The organism is Oceanobacillus luteolus (assembly GCF_042678205.1).
Classification (GTDB): Bacteria; Bacillota; Bacilli; order Bacillales; family Amphibacillaceae; genus Oceanobacillus; species Oceanobacillus luteolus.
This window is the reverse complement of record NZ_JBHUDE010000167.1, coordinates 1-24004: the sequence shown is the minus strand read 5'-3', so window position 1 is coordinate 24004 and position 24004 is coordinate 1. Positions and strand designations below refer to the sequence as shown.

The 24004-nt window shown below is 39.0% G+C and carries 22 protein-coding genes and 2 pseudogenes; 20 read left to right on the top strand and 4 right to left on the bottom strand.

What is annotated here, in order from left to right; all coding sequences use genetic code 11:
* The first annotated feature begins 12 nt into the window (after window positions 1–12).
* From ACFSBH_RS20985 to ACFSBH_RS20910, 16 genes are all read left to right on the top strand, one after another.
* Window positions 13–1041 (top strand): NAD(P)/FAD-dependent oxidoreductase, encoded by a 1029-nt coding sequence (locus ACFSBH_RS20985; protein ID WP_379599582.1) that lies wholly within the window; start codon window positions 13–15, stop codon window positions 1039–1041.
* A 12-nt stretch (window positions 1042–1053) separates the two neighbouring features.
* Entirely contained in the window at window positions 1054–2061 is a 1008-nt protein-coding gene (locus tag ACFSBH_RS20980) for a VOC family protein (RefSeq protein ID WP_379599580.1), read from the top strand.
* A gap of 58 nt (window positions 2062–2119) precedes the next feature.
* On the top strand, window positions 2120–3172 hold the full coding sequence (locus ACFSBH_RS20975; RefSeq protein ID WP_379599578.1) for an amidohydrolase family protein: 1053 nt from the start codon (window positions 2120–2122) through the stop codon (window positions 3170–3172).
* Between the two features lies 1 nt (window position 3173).
* Window positions 3174–3407: an indolepyruvate ferredoxin oxidoreductase subunit alpha gene (locus tag ACFSBH_RS20970; protein ID WP_251514610.1), complete on the top strand. Its 234-nt coding sequence runs from the start codon at window positions 3174–3176 to the stop codon at window positions 3405–3407.
* 260 nt (window positions 3408–3667) lie between these two features.
* Window positions 3668–4504 (top strand): class II fructose-bisphosphate aldolase, encoded by an 837-nt coding sequence (locus ACFSBH_RS20965; protein WP_379599576.1) that lies wholly within the window; start codon window positions 3668–3670, stop codon window positions 4502–4504.
* A gap of 17 nt (window positions 4505–4521) precedes the next feature.
* Entirely contained in the window at window positions 4522–5217 is a 696-nt protein-coding gene (locus ACFSBH_RS20960) for a triose-phosphate isomerase (RefSeq protein ID WP_379599574.1), read from the top strand.
* Window positions 5218–5221: 4 nt separating this feature from the next.
* Window positions 5222–5734: a YjbQ family protein gene (locus ACFSBH_RS20955; RefSeq protein ID WP_379599572.1), complete on the top strand. Its 513-nt coding sequence runs from the start codon at window positions 5222–5224 to the stop codon at window positions 5732–5734.
* A gap of 35 nt (window positions 5735–5769) precedes the next feature.
* Entirely contained in the window at window positions 5770–7737 is a 1968-nt protein-coding gene (locus ACFSBH_RS20950; protein ID WP_379599570.1) for a BglG family transcription antiterminator, read from the top strand.
* Window positions 7738–7752: 15 nt separating this feature from the next.
* Entirely contained in the window at window positions 7753–8205 is a 453-nt protein-coding gene (locus tag ACFSBH_RS20945) for a PTS sugar transporter subunit IIA (protein WP_379599568.1), read from the top strand.
* 12 nt (window positions 8206–8217) lie between these two features.
* Window positions 8218–8508 (top strand): PTS sugar transporter subunit IIB, encoded by a 291-nt coding sequence (locus tag ACFSBH_RS20940; RefSeq protein ID WP_379599566.1) that lies wholly within the window; start codon window positions 8218–8220, stop codon window positions 8506–8508.
* Between the two features lie 12 nt (window positions 8509–8520).
* Window positions 8521–9825, top strand: a complete 1305-nt coding sequence (locus ACFSBH_RS20935) for a PTS galactitol transporter subunit IIC (RefSeq protein WP_379599681.1) — start codon at window positions 8521–8523, stop codon at window positions 9823–9825.
* A 21-nt stretch (window positions 9826–9846) separates the two neighbouring features.
* Complete coding sequence (rpe, locus tag ACFSBH_RS20930) at window positions 9847–10497, top strand: ribulose-phosphate 3-epimerase (protein ID WP_379599564.1); 651 nt, start codon at window positions 9847–9849, stop codon at window positions 10495–10497.
* Window positions 10498–10633: 136 nt separating this feature from the next.
* Entirely contained in the window at window positions 10634–12112 is a 1479-nt protein-coding gene (locus ACFSBH_RS20925) for an aldehyde dehydrogenase family protein (protein WP_379599562.1), read from the top strand.
* A gap of 219 nt (window positions 12113–12331) precedes the next feature.
* Window positions 12332–12730 carry a MerR family transcriptional regulator gene (locus tag ACFSBH_RS20920; protein WP_379599560.1) on the top strand — a complete coding sequence of 133 codons (399 nt, stop codon included), beginning with the start codon at window positions 12332–12334 and terminating at the stop codon, window positions 12728–12730.
* Entirely contained in the window at window positions 12727–14244 is a 1518-nt protein-coding gene (locus tag ACFSBH_RS20915; protein ID WP_379599558.1) for a class I adenylate-forming enzyme family protein, read from the top strand. The genes ACFSBH_RS20920 and ACFSBH_RS20915 overlap by 4 nt, the downstream gene beginning before the upstream one ends.
* Window positions 14245–14263: 19 nt before the next feature.
* On the top strand, window positions 14264–15964 hold the full coding sequence (locus tag ACFSBH_RS20910) for an acyl-CoA dehydrogenase family protein (RefSeq protein WP_379599556.1): 1701 nt from the start codon (window positions 14264–14266) through the stop codon (window positions 15962–15964).
* Window positions 15965–16056: 92 nt separating this feature from the next.
* On the opposite strand, the gene ACFSBH_RS20905 is transcribed toward ACFSBH_RS20910, so the two are convergent.
* On the bottom strand, window positions 16057–17220 hold the full coding sequence (locus ACFSBH_RS20905) for a hypothetical protein (RefSeq protein WP_379599554.1): 1164 nt from the start codon (window positions 17218–17220) through the stop codon (window positions 16057–16059).
* A gap of 294 nt (window positions 17221–17514) precedes the next feature.
* Window positions 17515–18063: a TetR/AcrR family transcriptional regulator gene (locus ACFSBH_RS20900; RefSeq protein ID WP_379599552.1), complete on the bottom strand. Its 549-nt coding sequence runs from the start codon at window positions 18061–18063 to the stop codon at window positions 17515–17517.
* A 147-nt stretch (window positions 18064–18210) separates the two neighbouring features.
* Here ACFSBH_RS20900 and ACFSBH_RS20895 point away from each other — a divergent pair, with 147 nt between their 5' ends.
* The 4 genes and pseudogenes from ACFSBH_RS20895 (at window position 18211) to ACFSBH_RS20880 (ending at window position 22808) form a co-directional block, all read left to right on the top strand.
* On the top strand, window positions 18211–18972 hold the full coding sequence (locus ACFSBH_RS20895) for an SDR family oxidoreductase (RefSeq protein ID WP_379599550.1): 762 nt from the start codon (window positions 18211–18213) through the stop codon (window positions 18970–18972).
* Window positions 18973–19216: 244 nt separating this feature from the next.
* A complete protein-coding gene (locus ACFSBH_RS20890; RefSeq protein WP_379599548.1) occupies window positions 19217–21268 on the top strand; it encodes a methyl-accepting chemotaxis protein in 2052 nt (683 codons plus the stop codon).
* A 373-nt stretch (window positions 21269–21641) separates the two neighbouring features.
* Window positions 21642–22358 (top strand): annotated as a pseudogene (locus tag ACFSBH_RS20885) (flagellin N-terminal helical domain-containing protein); the annotation flags it as partial.
* A 336-nt stretch (window positions 22359–22694) separates the two neighbouring features.
* Window positions 22695–22808: a flagellin gene (locus ACFSBH_RS20880; protein WP_379599546.1), complete on the top strand. Its 114-nt coding sequence runs from the start codon at window positions 22695–22697 to the stop codon at window positions 22806–22808.
* Between the two features lie 457 nt (window positions 22809–23265).
* Here the strand turns inward: ACFSBH_RS20880 and ACFSBH_RS20875 are convergent, their stop codons facing one another.
* Window positions 23266–23589 (bottom strand): hypothetical protein, encoded by a 324-nt coding sequence (locus tag ACFSBH_RS20875; RefSeq protein ID WP_379599544.1) that lies wholly within the window; start codon window positions 23587–23589, stop codon window positions 23266–23268.
* Window positions 23590–23598: 9 nt separating this feature from the next.
* Window positions 23599–23955: pseudogene (locus tag ACFSBH_RS20870) on the bottom strand (hypothetical protein); the annotation flags it as partial.
* Between the last annotated feature and the right edge of the window lie 49 nt (window positions 23956–24004).

Sequence of the window (24004 nt, the reverse complement as noted above, 5' to 3'; positions counted from 1 at the left end):
GGTGGTACATGAATGAGAGATGAAATTGAAGTAGTCGATATCGCCATAATTGGCGGAGGGCCTGTAGGTATGTTTACTGCCTTTTATGCAGGCATGCGACAAGCAAGTGTAAAAATAATCGAGAGTTTACCGCAGCTAGGTGGTCAGCTAGCTGCGTTATATCCAGATAAATATGTTTATGATGTAGCAGGTTTCCCTGAAATTAAGGCAAAAGATTTGGTGGATCGCCTGATGAAGCAGATGAGCCAATTTGAACAGGAAATCTGCCTAAATGAAGAGGTTCTCGAGGTAACGAGGGAAGAGGATGTATTTAAAATAACGACAAGCTCGGACGTTCATTATTCCAGAACGATCATTATTACGGCAGGTAATGGTGCGTTTAAACCACGAATGTTGAATTTGGATAACGAAGCAAAGTTTGAACATGCGAATCTGCATTACAGTGTACATGATATCCAGGATTTTGCAGGAAAAGACGTCTGTATTTTTGGTGGAGGAGATTCAGCTGTCGACTGGGCATTAATGCTTGAAAATATCGCATCAAGCGTTTCCATTGTCCACAGAAGAGATCGATTCCGTGCCCATGAACATAGTGTCCAACAATTGAAGGACGGTTCGGTACAAGTGGTTACCCCTTATGTTCCGAAAGAATTAATAGGGGAATCGAAAGTTGAATCCATTATTTTAAGAGAAGCAAAAACAAAAGAGGAAATCGAAATAAAAGCAGATGATTATATCGTAAATTATGGTTTCATCTCCAATTTAGGTCCTATCAACAATTGGGGATTGGAAATCGACAAACAATCGATTGTCACGAACTCGCGGGCAGAGACGAACATACCTGGGATTTATGCAGTTGGAGATATTTCAACCTATCCCGGAAAAGTAGAGTTGATGGCAACTGGATTTGGAGAAGCACCAATTGCAGTTAGTAATGCAAAAATATTCATTAACCCGAATGAATCGTTACACGTTGCACATAGCACGTCGATCATGAGCAGAAAAAATAATGAACGGAAAAAAGAAAAAGTTAAAAATTAGGGAGTGGATGAGATGGCTAAGGTTCCAGAAAGTATTGCACAAGATTCTACACAGGCAAGGTTAGATGCTTACCTACGAACGGTCGCACATTTAGGTCATGTTGAAATCGGTGTGACAAAATTTGAAGAGTCTTTACGTTTTTATCGAGAAATACTTGGTCTTGAAGTAACCGAAGTGGAAGGGGATCGTGCGTATTTACGTGCATGGCAAGATTATGATCACCATACTTTAGTACTGAAAGCAGCGGATGTTTCCGAAGTGAATCGCGTAGGTTGGCGTGTCAGCTCAAAAGAATCATTGGATTTATTTGAAACACAGTTAACGAAGATGGGCATTGATTTTACTTGGGTGGAAGGTGGAACGAAGAAGGCACTGGGTGATGCGATTCATTTTACATCTCCATCAGGAATTCCCATCGAACTGTATTGGGAAAAGGAATTATTCACGACAGATGATCCGAACTTGAAATCCCTGATGCCGAGCCATCCAAGCAAATATCCTGCAAGAGGTGTCTCACCGCGTCGTTTCGACCATGTGAATTTCATGGTTAGTGATGTGCAAAAAGAGCAACAATGGTGGACGGAATTACTAGGTATTCATCATCGTTATTTTGTACAAAACAAAGAAGATATCCGGTTAGGATCATGGTTAAGCCGCACAAATATTGCGCATGAAATAGCCTTTATGAGAAACGGCAATCAAAATGGAGGGATTTTCCACCACCTCGCCTATTATCTGGATTCACCAGATGAATTATTAAGAGCTTCCAATATCATGGCGGAAAATGGTATTAAAATCGAATGGGGACCAGGAAAACATGGTACGAGTGGTGCACAATTCATCTATGTATTTGAACCATCTGGTCACCGAGTAGAAATCTGGACAGGAGGATTGTTGATGTTTGCTCCTGACTGGAAGCCGATAGAATGGCCATCAAATGTTGGGGAGCTCGGTATGGAAATGTGGGGAAGCAAACCGCCGGAGTCTTATTTTACGTACGGTACGAAATTAGGAAAATAAAAAAGAAGGGAGATCCATTCTCCCTTTTAACCATTCAATGACTAGGAGTGCCTTTACTGTGGATAAAACTTTACGAATTGATTTTCATACGCATGTCATATCAGAAGAGTTTTTAAACTTAGCAGAGAAATACAATGATGAACGCTGGCCGATTCTAGAAAAAACATGTGACTGTGGTGCCAATATCATGATCAAAGGAAAGAAATTCAGAGAAATAACCGATCAAGCATGGGATACGGAAACACGTTTGAAGGATATGGAGGAAGAAGGGATACATATCCAAGTTTTATCACCGATTCCTGTGACGTTCAGTTATTGGTCAGATCCTGAAAAGGGATTGGAGCTGGCGAAATTTCAAAATGATTTCATCGCTTCAATTGTTCAAAAGCATCCAACGAAGTTCATCGGGTTGGCCACTGTTCCTTTACAAGATACAAAATTAGCCATCCAAGAGATGGATAGGGCGATTAATGAATTGGGATTAAAAGGAATTCAAATCGGCAGTAATGTGAACGGAAAGAATTTAGATGATGAAGCGCTCGATGAATTTTTCAGGGCTGCTCATGAAATGGATGTTCCTTTATTCGTGCATCCGTGGGAAACGCTGGGAAGAGAACGGATGCCTCGGCATAATTTTATGTACATGGTGGGCATGCCTTCAGAAACGGCATTGGCAGCGGGAAGTATCATTATGAGCGGAATGTTGGATAAGTATCCGAATCTGAAAATTTGCTTCGCTCATGGCGGCGGTTCTTTGCCTTATCTATTGCCGCGAATGGACAAGGGCTGGAATGTTTGGCCGCAGATTAGAAAAACGGAACACCCGCCAAGCCACTATGCGAAACTACTATATTATGATTCTCTTGTTTACGATGAGAACAATCTACAATTTATGATTGACCGTTTCGGGGCAGACCAAATCATCGCAGGCTCCGATTATCCTTTTCTACTCCGGGAAGCACCATCCGGAAAAGTCGTGGATACATTAACTACTTTAAGCACAGAGGAGAAGCAAAAGATTCATGGTCTTAATGCTTTACGCTTCTTAGGATTGGATATTGAAAATTATCAGCCACTAGAAAAAGTACCTCATGAGGAAGGGAGAGGATAGGATGGCATTTGTCATTACAAGTCCTTGTACAAACGAGAAAGCAGGCGAATGTGTCAGCATTTGTCCGGTAGATTGTATTGTGGAAGGTGACGATCAGTTTTTTATTGATCCGAATGCCTGTATCGATTGTGGTGCATGTGTCGCTACATGCCCAGTTGAAGCCATTGTCGATGAACATGATTTGACGGAGGAGCAGGAAGTTTATTTGGAGAAGGCGGAGAGCTTTTTTGGATAGTGGAATTAGTGCAGTCCCCGAACTACCCAATCGTTTTCGTGAGTCGGCCTTGGAATTATTGTTTTATATATTAAAGCTTGAAACCCAAACATGTAAGGTGTTTTGGGTTTTTTTGTTTTGGGAGGAGTAAGAGTGCGCTCGGTGCATTATTTTTTATTTCATGATTATTATAGAACAAAAACGAAATGATGAGTAAGCGTTTTCATGTTAATTTATTCATAGGTTGGACATAGAGATATAGTTAATGCGAGGTGGAAAAAATGCTCGTCACATCGAAAGAACTATTTGCAATAGCCCTTAAAAAGAAATTCGCAATTCCAGCAACTAACTTTGTAGACCAAACTACATTACGTGCTTATCTTTCTGTGGCTGAACAAAGACAGCTGCCACTAATCGTTTCATTTGCACAAGCTCACAATGAAATTTTGCCTTTGGAAGAAGCCTTTATATTAGGTAAATATTATGCTGAAAAGGCTAGTGTACCCGTAGTATTACATCTGGATCATGGTGAGGATATAGATTTTGTAAAACAGGCAGTTGATTTTGGCTTTACCTCTGTAATGATTGACGCTTCTCAAGATACTTATGAAGAAAATGTAATGAAAACAAGAGAAATCATTAATTATGCGAGACCAAGAGGAGTTGTTGTAGAGGCGGAGATTGGCCATGTTGGTTCGGGAGATAATTATGAAAACCACGAAATTAGTGACTCTTCCTATACGAGTGTAGAGGAAGCTGAACGTTTTTACAAAGAGACAGAGGTTGATTCATTGGCAATATCTATAGGAACTGCGCATGGAAATTACGTAGGAAGACCAGAAATAAATTTTAGCAGGCTAGAGGAAATTTCTAAGAGTGTAGCTGTTCCCCTTGTGTTACACGGAGGTTCATCAACGGGGGATGAAAATCTGAAGCGGTGTGCATTAAATGGAATTGTTAAAATCAATATCTTTACTGATTTAATTAATGCTTCTACTAAAGATTTACCTTCTAAAGAAAAGAATTATTTTGAAGTTGTAACACATTTACAAACTGGTATTGAACAATGTCTGAATCATTACTATGACATTTTTAATACACAGGCTATTAATATATGACAAAGGATGATGATAAGTTGCCTAATAAAAGAGTTAAAGCTCCATTTTTTGTTGTTAATCCAAAAAACTTTTTAGTTGGGGAGATTCTATTGGACTTGGCCCAATATGCTAACCAATTGGCAGAAGAATATCATCTTGATATTCTGTTTACCGCACCGACAGCGGAGTTGGCTATTTTATCGAAAGAATGTCCCAACCTACTAATCACTTCACAACATATGGACCCGATTCATCCTGGTGATTCTATGGGAAGAATTTCTGCTGAATCCTTAAAAAATGTCGGTGTTCAGGTAGTCGTACTAAACCATGCGGATCATCCACTGTCAGTAGCTGAAATTGCACAGACAATAAACCGAGCAAAACAAGTAGGATTACAGACGATTGTATGTGCTGATTCAGTAATAGAAGCTCAAGCTTTGGCATTATTAAATCCAGATATCCTATTGGCAGAACCGACGTCATTAATCGGTAAAAATCAAATAAGTAGTCGGGATTACGTTTTATCAACAATCGAACAAATCAAAGAAATCAATTCGAATGTTTTGGTAGAGCAAGGTGCTGGAATTGGTTCAGAAAAGGATGTATTGGAACTTTTGAATCTTGGAGCGGATGGGGTGGGGGTGACAAGTGGAATTGTTAAAGCGGAGAATCCGAAAGAAATGATGAAAAAAATGATTCAAGTAGTAGCTTCATTTAGAGGAGAAAGGAAGTAATACGATGGCAATTTATTCTGGAAAACTCACATTGACCTCCCATGGTAATCGGGTAACTTACCATGATATTACCGAACAGGTGAAAGAGCATGTGATGAATAGTAAAATCAAGGAGGGGATTTGTGTAGTTGCCTCCCCGCATACAACATGCTCTGTCATTTTTGAGGAACTATCCTACGATAAAAATTATTACGGTTATGAGTATTTGCAACTGGATTTGAATAATATTCTAGATAAATTAATCCCACGTTGCACAACAGAAGGCCAATACTATCATCCGGGACCTAACCATATAAAAGTTGGTTTAGAAGATTTTAAAGGCAAAATCAGCCCAGAAGCATACACGATGTTAAATACAGATGCACACTTAAAAAGTACACTACTCGGTACTAGTGAGACATTTGTAATAGAAGGTGGTGAATTACAAGTTGGTTTGGTGGGTAATATTTACTTCATTGACTGGGACCAAATCCGTAAAAGAGATCGAACTTGTCTTATAAAGGTAATCGGTGAATAGCCTATATTAAATTCATTTAGCTGGGGGTGTCGATTTTGTTAGATATAACGAGAAGGCAAGCAAAACTTGTAGAATTAATGGCAAGAAATGAAAAATATATGCCAGCTAAATATTACGCTAACAGACTGAATATTTCGCAAAGAACAATTTTTAATGATTTAAAAGGATTAGAAGAAGTATTTAACAGACTGGAAATAGAAATTCATAGGAAACCTAACCAAGGAATTAAACTGCATGGAGAACCAGCTGCTGTCCAAAGAATGATCTATCAATTGGAAGGGACACTAGAAACACCTAATTATTCATCTTTAGAACGACAGATTGTAATTTTTAGAAGACTGTTTATGGAAGGTCAAACTGTAACCTACCAATCGTTATCATTAGATTTGTATATAAGCACCACTTCAATTATCAAAGATATCAATCGGATTCGAAAATTTATGGATGACGAAGTAAGGCTCGTTTCAGACATCAAGGGAACTAGAATCCACGGTGAAGAAATCACTATTCAGAAAACGGTCAAACGCTTTGCGTACTATTTAATTGAACAAAAAGTGCATAACTTTACATTGGCTTCTTATGCAGAAATTCTGGAACCATTGTTTACGAAAAATATTCTAGACACTGTCTATAAAACTATGGATGAACTAGTGTCAGTGCTAGATTTAAATATCTCAGAACAGTATTTGAAGTCATTTTTCATATCCTTATTAATACTAACCGAGCGTGCTTATAGAGGCTACCATTTGACTACGATGCCAGATGTTAAGTTTGATGGGGCAGTACTTACAAATTATCCTTTAGCTGTCCAAATCAGCCACCGTATTTCTTCATCACTTTCATTTAATTTTAACGAGCTAGAACATCAGCATATTAGTAACCAACTATTTGCTCATCGGATTGAGGCAAAATTGAGTAATAAATATATTAAAAATATACTTTCTGAAGATATCAGCCAAATCATTGATCAAGTGAGCAAGGCGATTAATATAGATTTAACGACTGATGATAAATTATACAATGCGTTGATCTATCATATGTTCCCGATGATATATCGTTTGAAGTCAAATATTAATATTTATAATCCATTACTGGGTGAAATAAAAAGCAATTATGGAGTGCTATTTAGAATTTTGTGGTATGTCCTTGAGGATTTTGAAAAGAAGTATGAAATCAAGCTGACTGATGATGATGTTGCATTTATTACGATACATTTTCGAGTAGCAATTGAAAGAAAAGAACAGATGTCAAAGGTATTGATTGTTTGTCAAACCGGTCTTGTCACATCCGATTTGATTATGAATCGTATTAAAAGCTTACTTCCTGCCAGTGTTGACTTGAGACTGGTAGCTAAATCGCAATTGAACAATGAGGACTTATCCGAAGTGGATTTCATCATCTCTTCCGTCCAGTTAGAAGATATTACACAACCAATAGTCTATGTATCACCATTAGTCAGTGATGAAGAATTGATCGGAATCTATTCAACATACTTGAAGCACTCTTCAACACAAAGGAAACGGGAAGAAAGTAAATTAAATTCTGAAACGATATCAAATTATTTTAATGACCGTTATATATTCCTGCAAGAGAATGTGACGACAAAGGAAGAATGTTTAGATACATTGATTGATGTACTTGAAAAAGATGGCGTTGTCAAAAAGGATTTTAAAACATCTGTTTTCGAACGTGAGAAGTTAGGAAATACAATGGTCAAAAACTGGGTTGCTGTACCACATGCGCTGTCTTCAATGGCAAATGAAACTAGAATCGCCATTATGACGACGAAAAAACCAATTAAATGGAATGATGATTACTGTGTATCCTTAATTATTCTACTTGCTGTGGCAGAGAAGGATGTTGTAAACATACGAAAACTTCTCGGGAAATTATACGAGATCATTTATACGTTAGAAAAGATTTATGGAAGCAAGTTAATTATGTCTTTTGAGCAACCTGAAGAATTGATTACTTTATTCCAAGATAAAAGTACTATTTCATAATATGGAGGATTCAAAATGTATGTAGAAGCGGACCTAGTATTTTATGGCCAACCTTTAGCTAACCAAAATGAGTTGTTTGACTTTATGGCAGATGAACTTGAAAAGAAAAAATATGTAACAAAAGATTTTAGAGAGGCAATAAAGCTTCGAGAAAAAGAATTTCCGACGGGTTTGAGTTTAGGAGATTTTAATGTGGCAATTGCTCATACCGATACAACATATTCCAGAGCACAAAAACTTGTTGTAGTTAAGCCTGAACAATCCATTGAATTTAAGAACATACAAGACTTGCAACCTCTAGATGTGGATATTGTATTTGGGTTGATATTGAATGACAGTGATAAACATTTAGAGGTTTTACAAAAGTTATCGAATATATTACAAGACCGAAACATCATAAAAAAGATAAAAAACGTGAAATCCCAAGATGAATTGATTTCTTTAATGCAAAACCATTTTAATGAATAGGAGAGATTGGTTATGAAAAAGAAGATTGTTATTGCTTGTGGAGCAGGACTTGCAACATCAACAATGATTATACAAAAAGTTGAAAGCGTTTTACAAGAGGAAGGAATCACTAACTATTCAATCACCCAAGCACAGATTTTTGAATTGGATTCGTTTGATGGTTCTGCTGACATATTCATCACTTCTATGAAAATAGATGAAAGTAAATATAAGACACCTATTGTAGTAGGAACTCCATTCTTAGTTGGTATTAATGAAGAAGAAGTAAAAGATAAAATTATAAAAATACTAAGGGAGGAATAGAAATTGGGGATTGTGGATTATTTTCTTTCGTTAGGTTCAACAGTGTTTGTTCCACTGGTGCTCTTAGTAATTGGTCTTATTTTAGGTCAAGGTGTATTACGGTCGATTCGGAGTGCAGTTACAGTTGGGGTTGGATTTGTCGGTCTTGGTTTAGCCATATCACTTATATCTACTATTTTAGAACCAGCTGTAAATGAGATCATGCAACGCTTTGACTTTAATCTATCAGTAATCGATGTAGGTTCAGGGGCAGCAGCAGGTATCACTTTCTCTACATTAGTAGGAGCGTTAATCATTCCAGCAGTATTTATACTCAATTTAGTACTATTGCTGGTTGGTTTTACCAAAACAATGAATATTGATATCTTCAACTATTCCCATTATGCCTTTACGGGAGCAGTAGTACACCTCATGACTGGAAGTATTGTCTTGGCGATGGGAGCTAGTTTAATCCAGGCTACATGGTCTTTGCTTTCAGCCGATTATACTGCGAAAAGGGTACAGAACATGCTTGGGGTAGATGGTATATCTATACCACAGGGATATGCCGCAAGTACCGTTCCATTATTTGCGCTATTGGATAAGCTTTACAACCGGATTCCGTTTCTTCGTAATTCAAAGCTCGACTTAACATATCTCCAAGGTAAGATTGGAATGTTCGGTGATCCAATTATCATCGGGGTTTTTCTAGGAATCTTACTCGCTCTACTTGCAGGATACAATTTTACCGAGGGAGCGAATCTGATGATGGGTGTTGTAGCTATTATTGTACTCTTCCCACGCATGGTAAAGATTATTGTCGAAGGATTACTTCCAATCTCAGAATCTGCGAAGAAATTCTTCAATAAATACTTTAAAGGTAAAGAAGTATATATCGGTCTGGATTCAGCACTCACGTTGGGGTTACCTGTTACTCAGATTGTTGGAACAATGCTAATTCCTTTAACTTTAGTTTTAGCAGTAATTCTACCAGGTAACAAAGTTCTTCCATTAGGAGATTTGGCATTTATTGCTTTCTTTACATGTATGGCTACGATTATTCATAACAATAATATCTTGAAGACTGCTATTAGCGGAATTATTAATATGGTTATTGTTTTATACGTCGCAAGTTGGTTTGCTCCATACTTTAGTAAACTAGCGGAAAATAGTGGTGCCACGGACATTAAGGGACAAACCACTGCACTTTGGAATGGAAATGTGTTTGATTATATTATTGCAAATATAGGAAGCATTGGATATATCGGCCTTGGAATTCTTGTGATTATTACAATCCCATTGGGGCTTTATGTTAAAAAGACAGTAGCGAAAGAGTAAATCGATCCATGCTGAAAGTGAGTGAATAGATTGTTAGTTTCACCGTCAATTCTAAGCGCAGATTTCTTGAATTTGGAAAGGGATATCAGACGATTGGAACAAGCTAATGCTGATCATTTGCATATCGACATTATGGATGGTGTCTTCGTGACTAACACAACGTGGGGACCCTCTACAGTAGCAGCAATTCGCAATGTAACCTCATTGCCTTTAGAAGTTCATTTAATGATAGACAAACCGGAGCGATTGATAGACGAGTATTTAAGAGCTGGATCAGATATATTAATAGTTCATCCAGAAAGCACAGTTTTCCTTAGAAAAATACTTCTTCATATTAAGCGGCAAGGTGTAAAAGCGGGAGTAGCAATAAAACTTGAAACCCCAGTGGAAACAATTATCCATTGCTTGGAACTTGTTGACGTCGTTTTATTGTTAACATGTGATGAAGGTTTTGGAGGAAATCCATTCCAGCCTCTGGCAATAAAAAAAATAACCAGGTTGGATAGACTTCGGAAAGATGATAATTTAGAGTTCAAAATTGAAGTAGATGGTGGTATCAATATTGAAACAGGAAGGTTGTCTAAAGGAGCAGGTGCGAACATATTAGTTGCTGGGTCGTATATTTTTAATCAAGAAATGAGTACTGCAATAAACCTATTGAGAAATGTTTAATTGAGTGTCGATGTACATGAATTCAATTTATAAAAGACTGATTATTAGTTTAATTCGAAGATGTTAATTCGCATTTTAATCAGTAACAGTAAGCTTGAAGAAACTTAAAATTATAATTAAACGGAGGTTCTTTTAAATGGTTACTTCAGTAAAATTATCAAAAAAAGTTTCAGAGTTTTTATCAGGTGATCAGAATTTATTTATCAATGGGGAATTTGTTCCATCGAATACTGGAAAGACGTTTCAAACATACAACCCAGCTAATGGAGAACTGCTTGCCTATGTTAGTGAAGCACAGCGAGAAGACGTTGATCAGGCAGTCAGAGCAGCAAAGAAAGCTTTTGAAGAGGGTCCGTGGTCTACAATGAGTGCCGCTGAACGCGGAAGATTGATGTTCAAACTAGGAGAGTTGATTGAAAAAAACAAACAGGAATTGGCAGAAATTGATTCACTCGATAACGGAAAACCACTGCATGAATTGCTGGGTAATGATATTCCAAATGCTGTAGGACAATTTCAATACTATGCTGGATGGGCGACAAAGATTGTTGGCCAAACCATCCCGGTTGCAGGATCTTATTTAAACTATACCCGACATGAACCCGTCGGAGTTGTAGGACAAATTATTCCTTGGAATTTTCCATTGATGATGGCTTCTTGGAAAATTGCTCCAGCATTGGCAACAGGCTGTACAGTAGTCTTAAAACCCGCTGAACAAACGCCGTTATCAGCTTTATATTTAGCGAGACTTGCTAAAGAGGCCGGTTTCCCTGAAGGCGTGATTAATGTTGTTCCAGGATTTGGAGAGATGGCTGGAGATGCGCTTGTTAAACATCCAGATGTAAACAAGATTGCATTTACCGGGTCAACTATTGTTGGGAAATCTATTATGAAGGAAGCAGCTAACACAATGAAAAGAGTAACCCTTGAGTTAGGTGGAAAATCTCCTAACATTATTTTACCAGATGCTGATTTAACAAAAGCAGTGCCCGGTGTATTTTCAGGAATTATGGCGAATCAGGGAGAGGTATGTAGTGCTGGTTCCAGGGTGTATATCCAAAGGGCAATCTTTGATGAAGTTGTATCTGAATTAGTATCCTATGCTAAAAACGTAAAGCAAGGAAGCGGATTATCACCAGATACGGAAATGGGTCCACTAGTCTCTAAGGAACAACAAAACAGGGTAAAGAGATATATTAACCAAGGAAATGAAGAAGGAGCAACAATGCTGACCGGTGGCGGATATACAGATAAAGGCTATTTTGTTGAACCAACTGTCTTTACGAATGTGGATGAGTCGATGTCGATTGCTCGGGAAGAGATTTTTGGACCAGTCGTGGTAGCTATGCCTTACGATGATTTAGACGAAGTGATTGAGCGTGCCAATAACTCCTCATATGGATTGGCTGCAGGATTATGGACTGAAAATCTGAGAAATGCCCATTACGTTGCTGAACGACTGAAAGCAGGGTCAGTGTGGGTTAACTGTTATAATGTCACGGATCCAGCTTCTCCATTTGGAGGATATAAAGAATCTGGTTTCGGTCGGGAGATGGGGTCTTATGCTTTGGAAAATTATACTGAAGTGAAGAGCGTCTGGATTGATTTGGATTAACTATATATCCTTTTTGATAAAATGGTTCTAAGCAGAAAGAGTTGCTCAGAACCATTTTTTGTTTGATGTAATGCGAGCAATCCTAGTAAGTGTATTATTAAAAAGTCAGGTCGCTACCAAGTGATGTGGGATGGGGGGAACTTTCTGCCCCTCTTGCACTTTACGTTAACGTCAATGGTACATTATAATTGTAGGAAAATTAAAACAAAGGTGATTGACATGCAAAGGGGAAAAACGTATTTGATTGCAGAGCTTGCGCAAGAATTTGGGACAACTACAAGAGCTATCCGTTACTATGAAGAGCTTGGTTTATTGGAACCTAAGAGGACAGAAGGTGGAAGGCGTATTTTTTCCAACAAAGAACGTGGAAGGCTGAAGCTGATTTTCCGTGGGAAGAAATATGGTTTTCAATTGGAAGAGATTAGGGAAATGATTCAGCTTTTTGACCTTGACCGGAGCGGAAAAAAACAGCTGCAACGGACAATCGAATATGGAGCAGACAAAATCGAGGAGGTGACGAACCGGATCGACGAGCTTATCCAAATACGTTCAGAAATGGAATCGTTGTTGAAGGAGTTTCAAGCTAAATTAAATGAATTGGAGCGTGAAGGTAAATGAATACCCCAAATTTACTCGCCGTCATGTCAAGAAAATATCCCAATCAAGAAGGTATTGTCACACCATCTGAACGAGTCACTTACAAGGAATGGAACGAAGCAGTCAATAAGTTCGCACATAGTCTAAGAGAATTGGGTATCGATCAAGGAGATAAAGTCATCTTACACTTGCCGAATACGAAAGAGTTTTTAATCGCCTATATTGCCGTCCTACGACTTGGCGCTCTTACCGTGCCGATTAATGCTCGATTGGTAGAAAATGAAATACAGTATATTTTGGAACATAGTGACGCGACGATGTTTATCACGCATGAGTTGCTTTTTGAAAACGTCCGAAACTTGCCGAGGAATTCCCCTGAAGTCCAGTTCATTAAGACAGGGCCAGCTGAGCCTAACTGGCTATCCTTTGAAGATTTGCTGACAAATGGTGAATGTACAGAAATAGAATGCAACCTCACAGAGGATGATGAAGCTTCTATTCTCTATACATCAGGGACAACCGGAAGTCCGAAAGGTGTCCTCTTTACTTATCGAAACATATTGACGGTTGCCCTTACGATTGCGGTGGAGATGGAATTGAAGCCAGAGAGCCGCATCCTCCATATGATGCCACTCAGTCATTCGGCGCCGTTACATCTTTTCTTAGTGTCAGGTCTATATGTCGGCGCAACCCATGTCGTCGTGCCAACCTTTACTCCTGAATTGCTGCTTGAAACGGTTGCTAAGGAAAAGACTACCCATTTCTTCGGAGCACCGATTGCTTATTTAGCCACCTCTAAACACCCAGAGATTGATAACTACGATCTATCCTCGATGAAATACTGGATTTATGGAGCTGCCCCACTTTCAAAAGAAGAAGTCATGCAGGTGAAAAACAAATTTAAAACCGATCAACTTGTCTGCGTATACGGATTGACGGAAGCAGGTCCGAATGGAACATTGCTTGGTTTCGAGGATCATGAGGAAAAAGCAGGAAGCATCGGTAATCGGGCTGCTTTGAATTGTGAGATTCGGATTGTTGACTACAAAGGTGAGGATGTACAACCGGGAGAAATCGGTGAAATCATCCTTCGTGGGGAAGGGAACATGAAAGGATATTATAAGGATGAGGAGCAGACAAAAGCTGTATTGAAAGATGGCTGGCTATACACGGGAGATATGGCTCGTGAGGATGCAGATGGATTCTATTGGATGATTGACCGGAAGAAAGACATTATTATTTCTGGTGGTGTCAATATTTACCCGAAGGAAATTGAAAATCTATTACTCACACATCCTCTCGTTTCAGATGTCGCGGTAGTCGGAATCCCGAACCCTGACTGGGGTGAAACGGTGAAAGCCTGTGTCGTTCTTGATGGGGAAATAGCTGATTTGGAAAATGAGTTGAAACAGTTCTTACATGGTAAAGTAGCGGATTATAAGGTTCCAAAGGTTTACGAAGAAATGAATGCGCTTCCAAGGAATGCAACTGGGAAATTACTGAAACATGAGTTAAGGAAACAAGTGACAGGATAAGTTCTACATCTTAGGAGGAATGAAAATGTTGGATATTAAAGAAAAGAAGAATACAGGAAATTTTTATATTGAAGATCTTAATTTGCGCAGGCTGTTAAAAGAAACGTTGTCGGGGGATTTTTTCGAGTGGGCGGATAAAGAATTGGAGAATTACGGAGAATTATGTGCAGGGCCAATTGATGAAAGAGCAGCACACACGGACAAGGAAGGCGAGCCAAAGCTGATCCGCTATGACAAGATGGGAAACGAAGTCTCCAAGGTCTGGTTGAACGAGGGCTATAAGCAATCCGTGAAGGATACGTATAACACTGGAGTTGTCGGTTATGTCCATAAAGAGATTCCTAGTCTTGGACATAAAGGGAATTATGTTTATTCTTATGCGCTGAAGTACTTGCTTTCGCATACTGAACCAGGTCTTGCCTGTCCCGTGACACTGACGAAGGCGACCGCCTACCTCATTGACCATTATGCTTCCGAGGAATTAAAGGAAAAGTTTCTCCCCCACGTAATCTCGACCGGGGATGTGAAGTTGTATGAGGGAGCGACATTTCTTACGGAAAGACAGGGTGGGTCGGACGTCGGTGCCAATGAAGTATTTGCTGTAAAGACTGGAGAGGTGTACCGAATTACTGGGGAAAAATATTTTGCCAGTAATGCAGGAGCGTGCGGTGTAGCGATGGTGCTTGCACGGGTGAAAGGTGCACCTGAAGGAACAAAAGGATTAAGTCTCTTTCTCGTACCTTGGGAAGAAAATCGGGAAGCTGGGAATCTGAGGATCCGGCGGTTGAAGGATAAGCTCGGTGTCCGGGCAGTGCCATCAGCCGAAGTGGAGTTTGAAGGTGCTGTAGGATATTTGGTCGGTGAAGAGAATCAGGGATTCTACTATATGATTGAGGCGTTGAATTTATCACGGGTTTCCAATGCTGTAGCTTCGCTTGGAATTATGCGCCGGGCTTATTTGGAGGCAAGGAATTATGCGATGGGGCGGGAGGCATTCGGAAAAAAGTTGACGGAGTATCCGATGATCCAAGCAACGCTCAGTAAAATGGTCGCCAAACAAGAAGTTGAACTGAATGCGTTGTTTCGTGTGATTGAGCTGATGGATAAGGTGATGGGACTTGATACGAAACATACAGCGACGGAAAAGGAGAAAGCATTGTTTCGATTATATGTCGCAGTGATGAAAAAGGAAACTGCGGAGCAAGCGGTGCACTTTGCCCATGAAGCAATCGAGATGCATGGTGGCAATGGGTATATAGAGGATTTTGTAACGCCGAGGTTACTTCGGGATGCACAGGTTTTGACGGTTTGGGAGGGGACGGCGAATATTTTGGGGCTTGAGGTTTTGCGGTTGATTGGCAAATATGAGGTTGAGAAAGTGTTTGCAGAGGAGATGAGGGACCGGCTGGAGAGTGTTCGAAATTCTGGTAAATTGGATCATGAACTTTTCCGGTGGATTGATGTTTTGGAGGATGAGATAGACGGATTATTGAATCATGTAACTGAAATTAAGAAGCTTTCTTATGATTTGCAAACATACTATTCTAAGGATATTGCGAAGTGGTTTGTGGAGATATTTGAGAGTGTGGTGGCGGTTGAGGAGGCTGTGAAGGATGAGAGGCAGTTGAGGATTGCGGAGGTTTATTTGGAGGATGTTTGGGAGAGGAAGAGTGTCCATGCTAATCCCGTGAAGCTTGTTTGGTTTGAGGATATTGTATAGTGTCATATAAAGTTCAAAACAGAGCTCCGAACAAATCGATGTTCGGAGCTCTGTTTCTTGCCTCAATCAATTTTTATAATTAGACAGCATGTCTACTTCAGTTCAAATCTTTCCATTATATTTCCATGAGATAAATAAATTGCAGACTCATCTTCATTGAAAATGATAGAAGGTCTATTGCCGGTTACTTCTATTTCTGTAATAAGTGTTGCTGTAACTGGACTATCTTTCGTTAAGTCAGCTACATAGACACTGAGCGCATAATCATTTTCCTCCACGTTTCCGTCCACAACGGGAATAATAAACATGCCATTATCTGCAATCTGAAGCCGTTGGGTATCTAACTGTCTAAATTCCATGACGCGGATCTCGTCAGTGCCAAACTTTAAATCTTCTAATTTAATTTCTTTAAGAAAGCTATTCGCTGTATCTCCACCGTACAAGTTTGTTAACATCATGGAGTCTTCATCTTCGCCAGGCTCTTCGATGGCATAAAAGTATTTGAAATAGCCATACGGCGAATACATCCCGTCTTCCATACCGAGTACGGCAGCCTCAGCTTTAAGCGTATGGTATTTATCATCATCCTCAATCGGTTCTGTGGGGAGGAGAGGTTCCACCCTGTCATATTCATCGATGATTTCCAAATTATTCAAGTCAAGTACAGTGACCGAGCCGTCAGATTCATATCCTATTCCCAACGCAGCCCAATAGTCATTTGTCATGAGATAGTAAGTATCTCCATGTTTTTCAATGAGCCAAGGCTGAAATACATTATAAGGATCGTGATCTTCTGTCTTTTCGACTACATGCTTTTCACGGGTTTCAAGATCATAAACACTGATTTCAAAATCATCGAGATGAGTTCTCCATGTAGCGAATCTCCCATCTTCAGATAATGCAATTTCATCAGATTCCAGGTGGTGATCCGGGGAAGATATGTCTGCATGAATGATTTCTTCGCCCTCCACTAGAATCATGTACTCATCAAAGGCCAAAAATTTCACATGACCATCATTTGAAAATGTTGCAGCTAATACTTGATCGTCAAATGGTAATTGTATGGAGCCATCTTCCGTTATTTCAATTTTTTGGCCAATTAAAGATTCAAGTTCTGTACCTGGTTCAGTAGAAGTTTCGACGCTAGTCTCGCTTTCCTCTGTAGCTTCATTTTCTTCCTCTGCTTTAGAATCTGAGCATCCCGATAAAAATATGACTATAGCAATGAAAACGTATGTAAAAAAATATTTTTTCAAGTTTCTATTTCCTTTCCTTTTCTAGTTGAGATTCCACCATATTATACCAATTAAGTTTCCTTATAGATAGAATAAAGAGAAAAATAAGAATTAAGTACCAAGTATCATGTTTTATTAGAGACAGAGAAAGATTGGAAACCTACAGGGGATGGTATGTAGACTGATTGATGAAAATCAGTCCACTAAGACACCTGTATTAGCCGACAATTAATATTATGTTGGAATTGATTAAAGCAGTGAAACGATGAACTTCAAAAGTACTAAGATAATTACCTCAAACGGCTCTATATTCTTCTATAGTGATACAAACTTGATCAACCTCTCATTCATTTCCTTAATCGGTGTGATGTAGTCGCGCTTATGCCATTCGATGATGATCCCCAATATTGCGTTGGCGTGGAAACTAATCAGAAAATCGAAATCTTCACCTGTTTCCATATTGGAATTCAAAGATTCACTCATAAAGGTGCGGATTGTATCAAAAACTAAATAATAATAGGTCATAGGGATTTTCTCGTCGAACACGATTTGATAGAACTCCTGATACTTTTTGACGTGAACAAATATTTCCACCATATCAGGTGTGATATTATCGATGCGAAAATTAGTCTTCAAATATGGTTTCTCATAAGCCTTTCTCAAATCTTTCACGATGACTTCAAAGTAATGTCTGAATACTCCGTGGACATCTTTATAATGGAGATAAAATGTTCCACGATTAATCTTTGCCAATCTGCATAATTCCGAAATGGTGATTGTTTCTAACGGTTTTGTTTGTAGTAGGGTAAGTAATGCCTTTCGCAAGCTTTCTTCCGTTTTAATGATGCGTAGATCTTTTTTCATTTTATTTTCTCCTTTATTCAACAAAATTTTTGAAAACTGTTGAATACTAAGCAGTTTAGCTTTTTCTGTTGATTGTAGACTTTCTTTTTTGATTGTATAATTATTGTACAGTTGTTTATTATCTTAATCAATAAGGAGGAAATTCAATTGAAACTAAATGAAAAAGTTGCGGTTGTTACAGGTGCGGCGTCAGGTATGGGACGAGCGATTGCGAAGTTGTATGCGAAAGAAGGGGCTAAAGTCATTGTTGCCGATTTGAATCTCGAGGGAGCAGAAGATGTAGTAAAAGAAATTACTGCTGATCATGGTGTTGCAATTGCAGTACAGGTGAATGTAGCAAAACAAGAAGATATTGATTTAATGATTGATACAGCTGTGACTGAATATGGGAAACTCGATATTTTAGTAAATAATGCAGGAATCATGGATGGATTTGAACCAGTCGCCGATATCACCGATGAGCGCTGGGATTTGATATTTGATGTAAATACTAAAGGTGTGATGCGTTCTATGCGTAAAGCGATTCCGTTCTTCCTTGAGCAAGGAAGCGGTACGATAGTAAATATTGCATCCACTGGTGGAATGAACGGTGCACATGCTGGAGCGACTTATGGAGCATCTAAGCATGCAGTTATCGGTTTAACGAAAAACACAGGATATATGTACGCACAAAAAGGAATTCGTTGTAATGCGATTGCTCCTGGAGCGGTAAAAACGAATATTTCTGCATCTATGAAAAACATCAGTGAATTTGGAATGGAACGTACAAAAGTTGTTCAAGGTGTTATCCCAGCAGTTGGTGAGCCGGAAGATATCGCAAATGCAGCATTGTTTTTAGCATCCGATGAATCAAGTTTTGTAAATGGAGCGGTGTTGACGGTTGATGGAGGATGGACTGCGGCATTTTAAAAATTTATTGTTTAATTAAAAAGAATCACTAAGAATACCTTGGTGTGAACGACACTTCAATGTTAGAAATTCTATTCATTGAGGTGTCTTTTTGTTTCTCTTTTTATCTGAGTTCACAGTAAGTAAATTTCATATACAAAAAATACCATTAATTTCAACTGCAAATAGGTTGCTATTCAGCCGATATAACTAGGGTGTATCTTAAACAAATACAAAGGGCAATAAAAGTATTATTATAGGGGGAATGATTGAACAAATGATAAATAAAGAAGGTAAGCGTACATCTTCAAATCAGAAAAAAGGAACGATCTTCAATCGGTCGCTGAGGAATCAGATATTACTTCCTTTTCTCGTTCTTATGACTGTAGTAGTTGGAGTCGTTGCGTTTGTCAGCTATGAATCTAGTGCGCGTAATACAATGGAGGAGCTCACAAATAATGTGGACAGCCAGATGGCCGGGATGAATGGTACATTTGAAATATTCTTCCAAAATATACATAACCATATCGATCGTTTTGTGTCTAGTGATTTGCTGGCAGAATATGAACCGAAGAATAAGACGGAGATACTCAAAGACCTGGCCGCAACGAGGGATGCAGATGATACGATTGCCTTCATCTATACAGGAATTGAGGAAACGGAAGAAATGATCGATCCCGCTGGAGATTTAGAGGAGGGGTATAACCCGACTGAACAAAGATGGTATAAGCAAGCTGTAGGTGCGAATGGCGAAACAATTTGGACCGAGCCTTATCAAGATGAAGGAACCGGAGAGACAGTTGTCACAGCAGCTCGAGCTTTTTACGACAAAAAGACGAATGAGCTGACTGGTGTATTTGCACTGGATGTTTCTGTTGATATCCTCCTAGAAATGGTTCAAGAGATAAAGATTGGGGATGCAGGATATGCAATTGTTCTGGATGATAGTGGAACATACATCACTCACCCGAACGAAACACTAATCGGCGAGGATGCTTCTGTGAATAGCTTCTATGAGGAGATGATGACTGCCGAAGAAGAAGGAATTATGGAATATGAATTTGAAGGTGATGACAAAATCATGGCCTTCGCTAAGAACCCGACAACTGGTTGGATCCTTGCTGGTACAGTGAATGTGGCTGAATTTGAGGCAAAGGCAAGGGATATCCTTGTTCCAATATCCATTGCTCTTGCACTTTCGTTAGTTTTAGCGACACTTGTATCCCTTTGGATTACGAAGCGTATCACAAGCCGTATTAAGACGGTAATGGAGCGGATGAAACAGATTGCGGCTGGAGATTTGAGCCAAGAGCCGATAAGGGTGCACACGGTCGATGAAATGGGCCAGTTAAGTGTCGCAACGAATGAGATGAATAAAAATATGCGCGAGCTGTTGAATCAAGTAAACGTTGTTTCAGAAACAATTTCAAGTCATAGCGAGGAACTTACCCAAGCAGCAAGCGAAGTAACTACTGGGACAGACCAGATTGCAATTACGATGAGTGAACTAGCAGAAGGCTCGGAAAGACAAGCGGATAGCGCAAGTGATCTCACGGAAATTTCTGAGACGTTTACGAGCAAAGTAGATGAGGCAAATGTCAGTGGTGAGCACGTCAAACAGAATTCAAATCGCATTCTTGAGATGACTGGTGAAGGTAGTAAACTTATGGAAACATCGACTATAAAAATGCGGGAAATCAACCAAATTGTTAGAAGTTCCGTGGAAAAAATGCAGACTTTCGAGAACCACTCCCAGGAAATATCCCAGCTTGTTTCTGTAATTCGTAGCATTGCTGAGCAAACAAATCTGTTGGCCCTCAATGCTTCTATCGAGGCAGCACGAGCGGGTGAATCTGGTAAAGGTTTCGCAGTAGTTGCTGATGAGGTCGGGAAACTAGCAGAACAAGTTGCTGTTTCTGTGAGTGAGATAACAACTGTGGTCAATAATATTCAGTCAGAATCCACCATAATTGCAGAATCCTTAAAAGACGGTTATGTAGAAGTTGAACAAGGAACTGAACAGGTTATATCGACTGGGCAGACATTCCAAGAAATTAGTACAGCAATTACAGAGATGGTGGAAAATATCAATATTGCAACTGGGAATCTAGCGGTCATTACTACAGGCAGTCAAGAAATGAGCGCCTATATTCAGGAAATTGCCTCTGTTTCTGAGGAATCAGCAGCAGGAGTCGAACAGACTGCTGCATCTGCCCAGGAAGTAAACGGATCAATGGAAGAGGTTGCCGGGAGTTCTGAGCATCTTGCTAGATTAGCTGAGGAGCTTAATGAATTAGTTGGGCGGTTTAGGTTATAAATGTAGTGTTTTGATAACGGGCGTTTGTATAAGGAAGCTGCTGGAGAATATCACACAATGGAATCATAGTGCCTGGATATCAGTTGGGTTGAGATACCTTATTTCACATGGAAGATGATGAGGAAAATATATATACTAAAAAATTTCCATAGAAATATTTAACTTAATTTAAAATCTGCCGATATAATAATTGAGTCACAAAGAAGTGATTGTTTAATACAGACTTTTAGGTATGGTACCAACTAAGACGATGTATTTTCATACACGAATTTAGTGACGTATTAATTTCGGTAATAACTCTACATAGAGTTGTTATAAATAAAAGGGACACAAGGATGTGACCCTAAAAACAAAACAGGGAGGTAGATTGATTATGATTATCAATCACAATATTTCAGCTCTTAACGCACATCGCCAATTAGGAGTAAACCAAGGTGCAGTACAAGGATCTTTAGAAAAGCTTTCTTCAGGCCTAAGAATTAACAAAGCAGGAGACGATGCAGCAGGACTTGCAATTTCTGAGAAAATGCGTAACCAGATTCGTGGTTTAGAACAAGCTTCTACAAACGCTCAAGATGGAATCAGCCTTATCCAAACAGCTGAAGGAGCTTTAAACGAAACACATGCAATTTTACAGCGTATGGGTGAGTTATACACTCAAGCAGCGAACGAAACACTGACTGATGAAGATGCAGGGAAAATTGAAGATGAAATTGAAGCACTTACTGCACAAATTGGAAGTATTGCCGAGCAAACTCAATTTAACACAAAGAAACTACTAGATGGTACTGCAACTGAAGCAATCACATTCCAAGTTGGTGCTAACTCAGGTGAAACAATTGAGTTAACATTAAGTGATGCTACTGTCGATGGTTTAGGCTTAGATGGTTTAACACCGTTGGATGGAACTAATGCAACAGCTTCAGGTAATCTGGATTTAATTCAAACTGCTATTAATACTGTTTCTGAACAACGTTCTAACCTTGGAGCAGTTCAAAACAGACTAGAACACACAATCAATAACTTAGGTACTTCAGCAGAAAACTTAACTGCTGCAGAATCAAGAATCCGTGACGTTGATTATGCCGAAGCTGTTTAATGTAGAGTGAGGCACAGTCGTCCTAACTGGGAACGGTTAGCGATTACTACTGGGTGAATTGCTGGAAACCCCTTAGAGCTTGTCTTACCACAACAGAGCTGGAAACAGCAGATGTGATGGTTCGAAAAAAGACGAGATTGGGCAATCAGCAGCCGAGCTCCTGTGAGGAAACTCTGGAGAAGGTTCAACGACTAGAATATACCACCTAATGCAAATGCGATGGTGATGAAATTCGTAGGTGAATGATAGAGCCGCAATATCTATCAGAATCCGAAGATCCCGGCCCCTACTAGAAAACTAGAGGGTGAAGATATAGTCTGGTCATTTATGAAAGTAAATGTTCGCACGATGGCGAAAGAAATGATGGAGTTCACTAAGAACAATATCCTTTCACAAGCGGCACAATCTATGTTAGCTCAATTTGAACAGGATGTAGCATAAACTGTTCTAGGGCGTCCGTTGAAGTAATTTAACGGAGTATGACTGGGTGAATTGCTGGGAAATCCTTAGAGCTTCATCGACCACAACGTGGCTGGAAACGGCGGGCGTGAAGGTATGAAAACATGAAGATTGGATAATCAGCAGCGAAGCTCCTGTAGAGAAATCTTGGAGAACGTTCAACGACTAGGATATACCATCTAAAGCAAATGCTATGATGATGAAATCCGTAGGGTGTTTAAAACATTCGAAGTGCCCAGCCCCTTATGAAGTTAAGGGTGAAGATATAGTCTATTCTGTGCATCGAAAGACACAGCGGCAAAGCAAGCCAACCAACAACCACAGGGAGTATTACAATTACTTCAATAATATAATAATTAGAAAGAGACCCTATAAATCTGGGGTCTCTTTTTCTATATGAATAATATTTATCGAACTGACAGTTCATCAAATATAAAAGTCATAACAAACCTTTCTTTCTCAATTCACTCATTTTATAGGTAACAGACCAATAGGTTCTTCCTAAGTTATTTGCAATCTCTTTGTCTTTGTACCCTGACCTTTTCATTTGGAAAATCTTGTTAATTTCGAGAGTAGAGTAAGGGTTCCTTCTACTTGATGAACTTAATTTAATTATTACCTCTATACCATATTTTTCTTTTATCCTATTACTGTACAATCTTATTTTCTCATCAAGGCATGTTTTATATTTCATAGAAGGTATTTCTTGAACATAAGGTTTAATCAGATCTAGAAAGTACCTTACATCTATTTCTTTGTTCAACTTCAATAAACTCTTATTGCCATCTGGATGACTAGAAACGGAAAAATTTGTGTTGAATGTTTGATTGAGGTGTGCTGCTAAACTTAAATTTTCATTTCTAGTTAGATTTAAAGTATAGAGCTGAATATTTGGATGACAATATAGTGTGTTTTTTTCTTTATTATAATGATAAGAGAAATTTAAACTTCCATCATCTAAATAAAGGGTCGATATAAATATAGGATGATTGCATTTCGAAATAAATGAGGAAGTTAACGACTTTATTCCGTTTGGATAAAGAAGGGGATATAAGTTTGTGAAATATGGATGACTGGGAGTGTAAAATAAACTGTGTAAGTGAGAGAGCGTACGGCTCTTGCTTCGCAGTTTATTTTTTTATTGTTAGAATAAACATATAAGATTGGGAGGTTATTCT

What these genes read in the sequence shown, in the direction of transcription:
- ACFSBH_RS20985 (WP_379599582.1), top strand. Translation starts at nt 13, where the DNA reads ATGAGAGATGAAATTGAAGTAGTCGATATCGCCATAATTGGCGGAGGG.
- ACFSBH_RS20980 (WP_379599580.1), top strand. Translation starts at nt 1,054, where the DNA reads ATGGCTAAGGTTCCAGAAAGTATTGCACAAGATTCTACACAGGCAAGG.
- ACFSBH_RS20970 (WP_251514610.1), top strand. Translation starts at nt 3,174, where the DNA reads ATGGCATTTGTCATTACAAGTCCTTGTACAAACGAGAAAGCAGGCGAA.
- ACFSBH_RS20965 (WP_379599576.1), top strand. Translation starts at nt 3,668, where the DNA reads ATGCTCGTCACATCGAAAGAACTATTTGCAATAGCCCTTAAAAAGAAA.
- ACFSBH_RS20955 (WP_379599572.1), top strand. Translation starts at nt 5,222, where the DNA reads ATGGCAATTTATTCTGGAAAACTCACATTGACCTCCCATGGTAATCGG.
- ACFSBH_RS20945 (WP_379599568.1), top strand. Translation starts at nt 7,753, where the DNA reads ATGTATGTAGAAGCGGACCTAGTATTTTATGGCCAACCTTTAGCTAAC.
- ACFSBH_RS20940 (WP_379599566.1), top strand. Translation starts at nt 8,218, where the DNA reads ATGAAAAAGAAGATTGTTATTGCTTGTGGAGCAGGACTTGCAACATCA.
- ACFSBH_RS20925 (WP_379599562.1), top strand. Translation starts at nt 10,634, where the DNA reads ATGGTTACTTCAGTAAAATTATCAAAAAAAGTTTCAGAGTTTTTATCA.
- ACFSBH_RS20920 (WP_379599560.1), top strand. Translation starts at nt 12,332, where the DNA reads ATGCAAAGGGGAAAAACGTATTTGATTGCAGAGCTTGCGCAAGAATTT.
- ACFSBH_RS20915 (WP_379599558.1), top strand. Translation starts at nt 12,727, where the DNA reads ATGAATACCCCAAATTTACTCGCCGTCATGTCAAGAAAATATCCCAAT.
- ACFSBH_RS20910 (WP_379599556.1), top strand. Translation starts at nt 14,264, where the DNA reads ATGAAAATGTTGGATATTAAAGAAAAGAAGAATACAGGAAATTTTTAT.
- ACFSBH_RS20900 (WP_379599552.1), bottom strand. Translation starts at nt 18,063, where the DNA reads ATGAAAAAAGATCTACGCATCATTAAAACGGAAGAAAGCTTGCGAAAG.
- ACFSBH_RS20890 (WP_379599548.1), top strand. Translation starts at nt 19,217, where the DNA reads ATGATTGAACAAATGATAAATAAAGAAGGTAAGCGTACATCTTCAAAT.
- ACFSBH_RS20880 (WP_379599546.1), top strand. Translation starts at nt 22,695, where the DNA reads ATGAAAGTAAATGTTCGCACGATGGCGAAAGAAATGATGGAGTTCACT.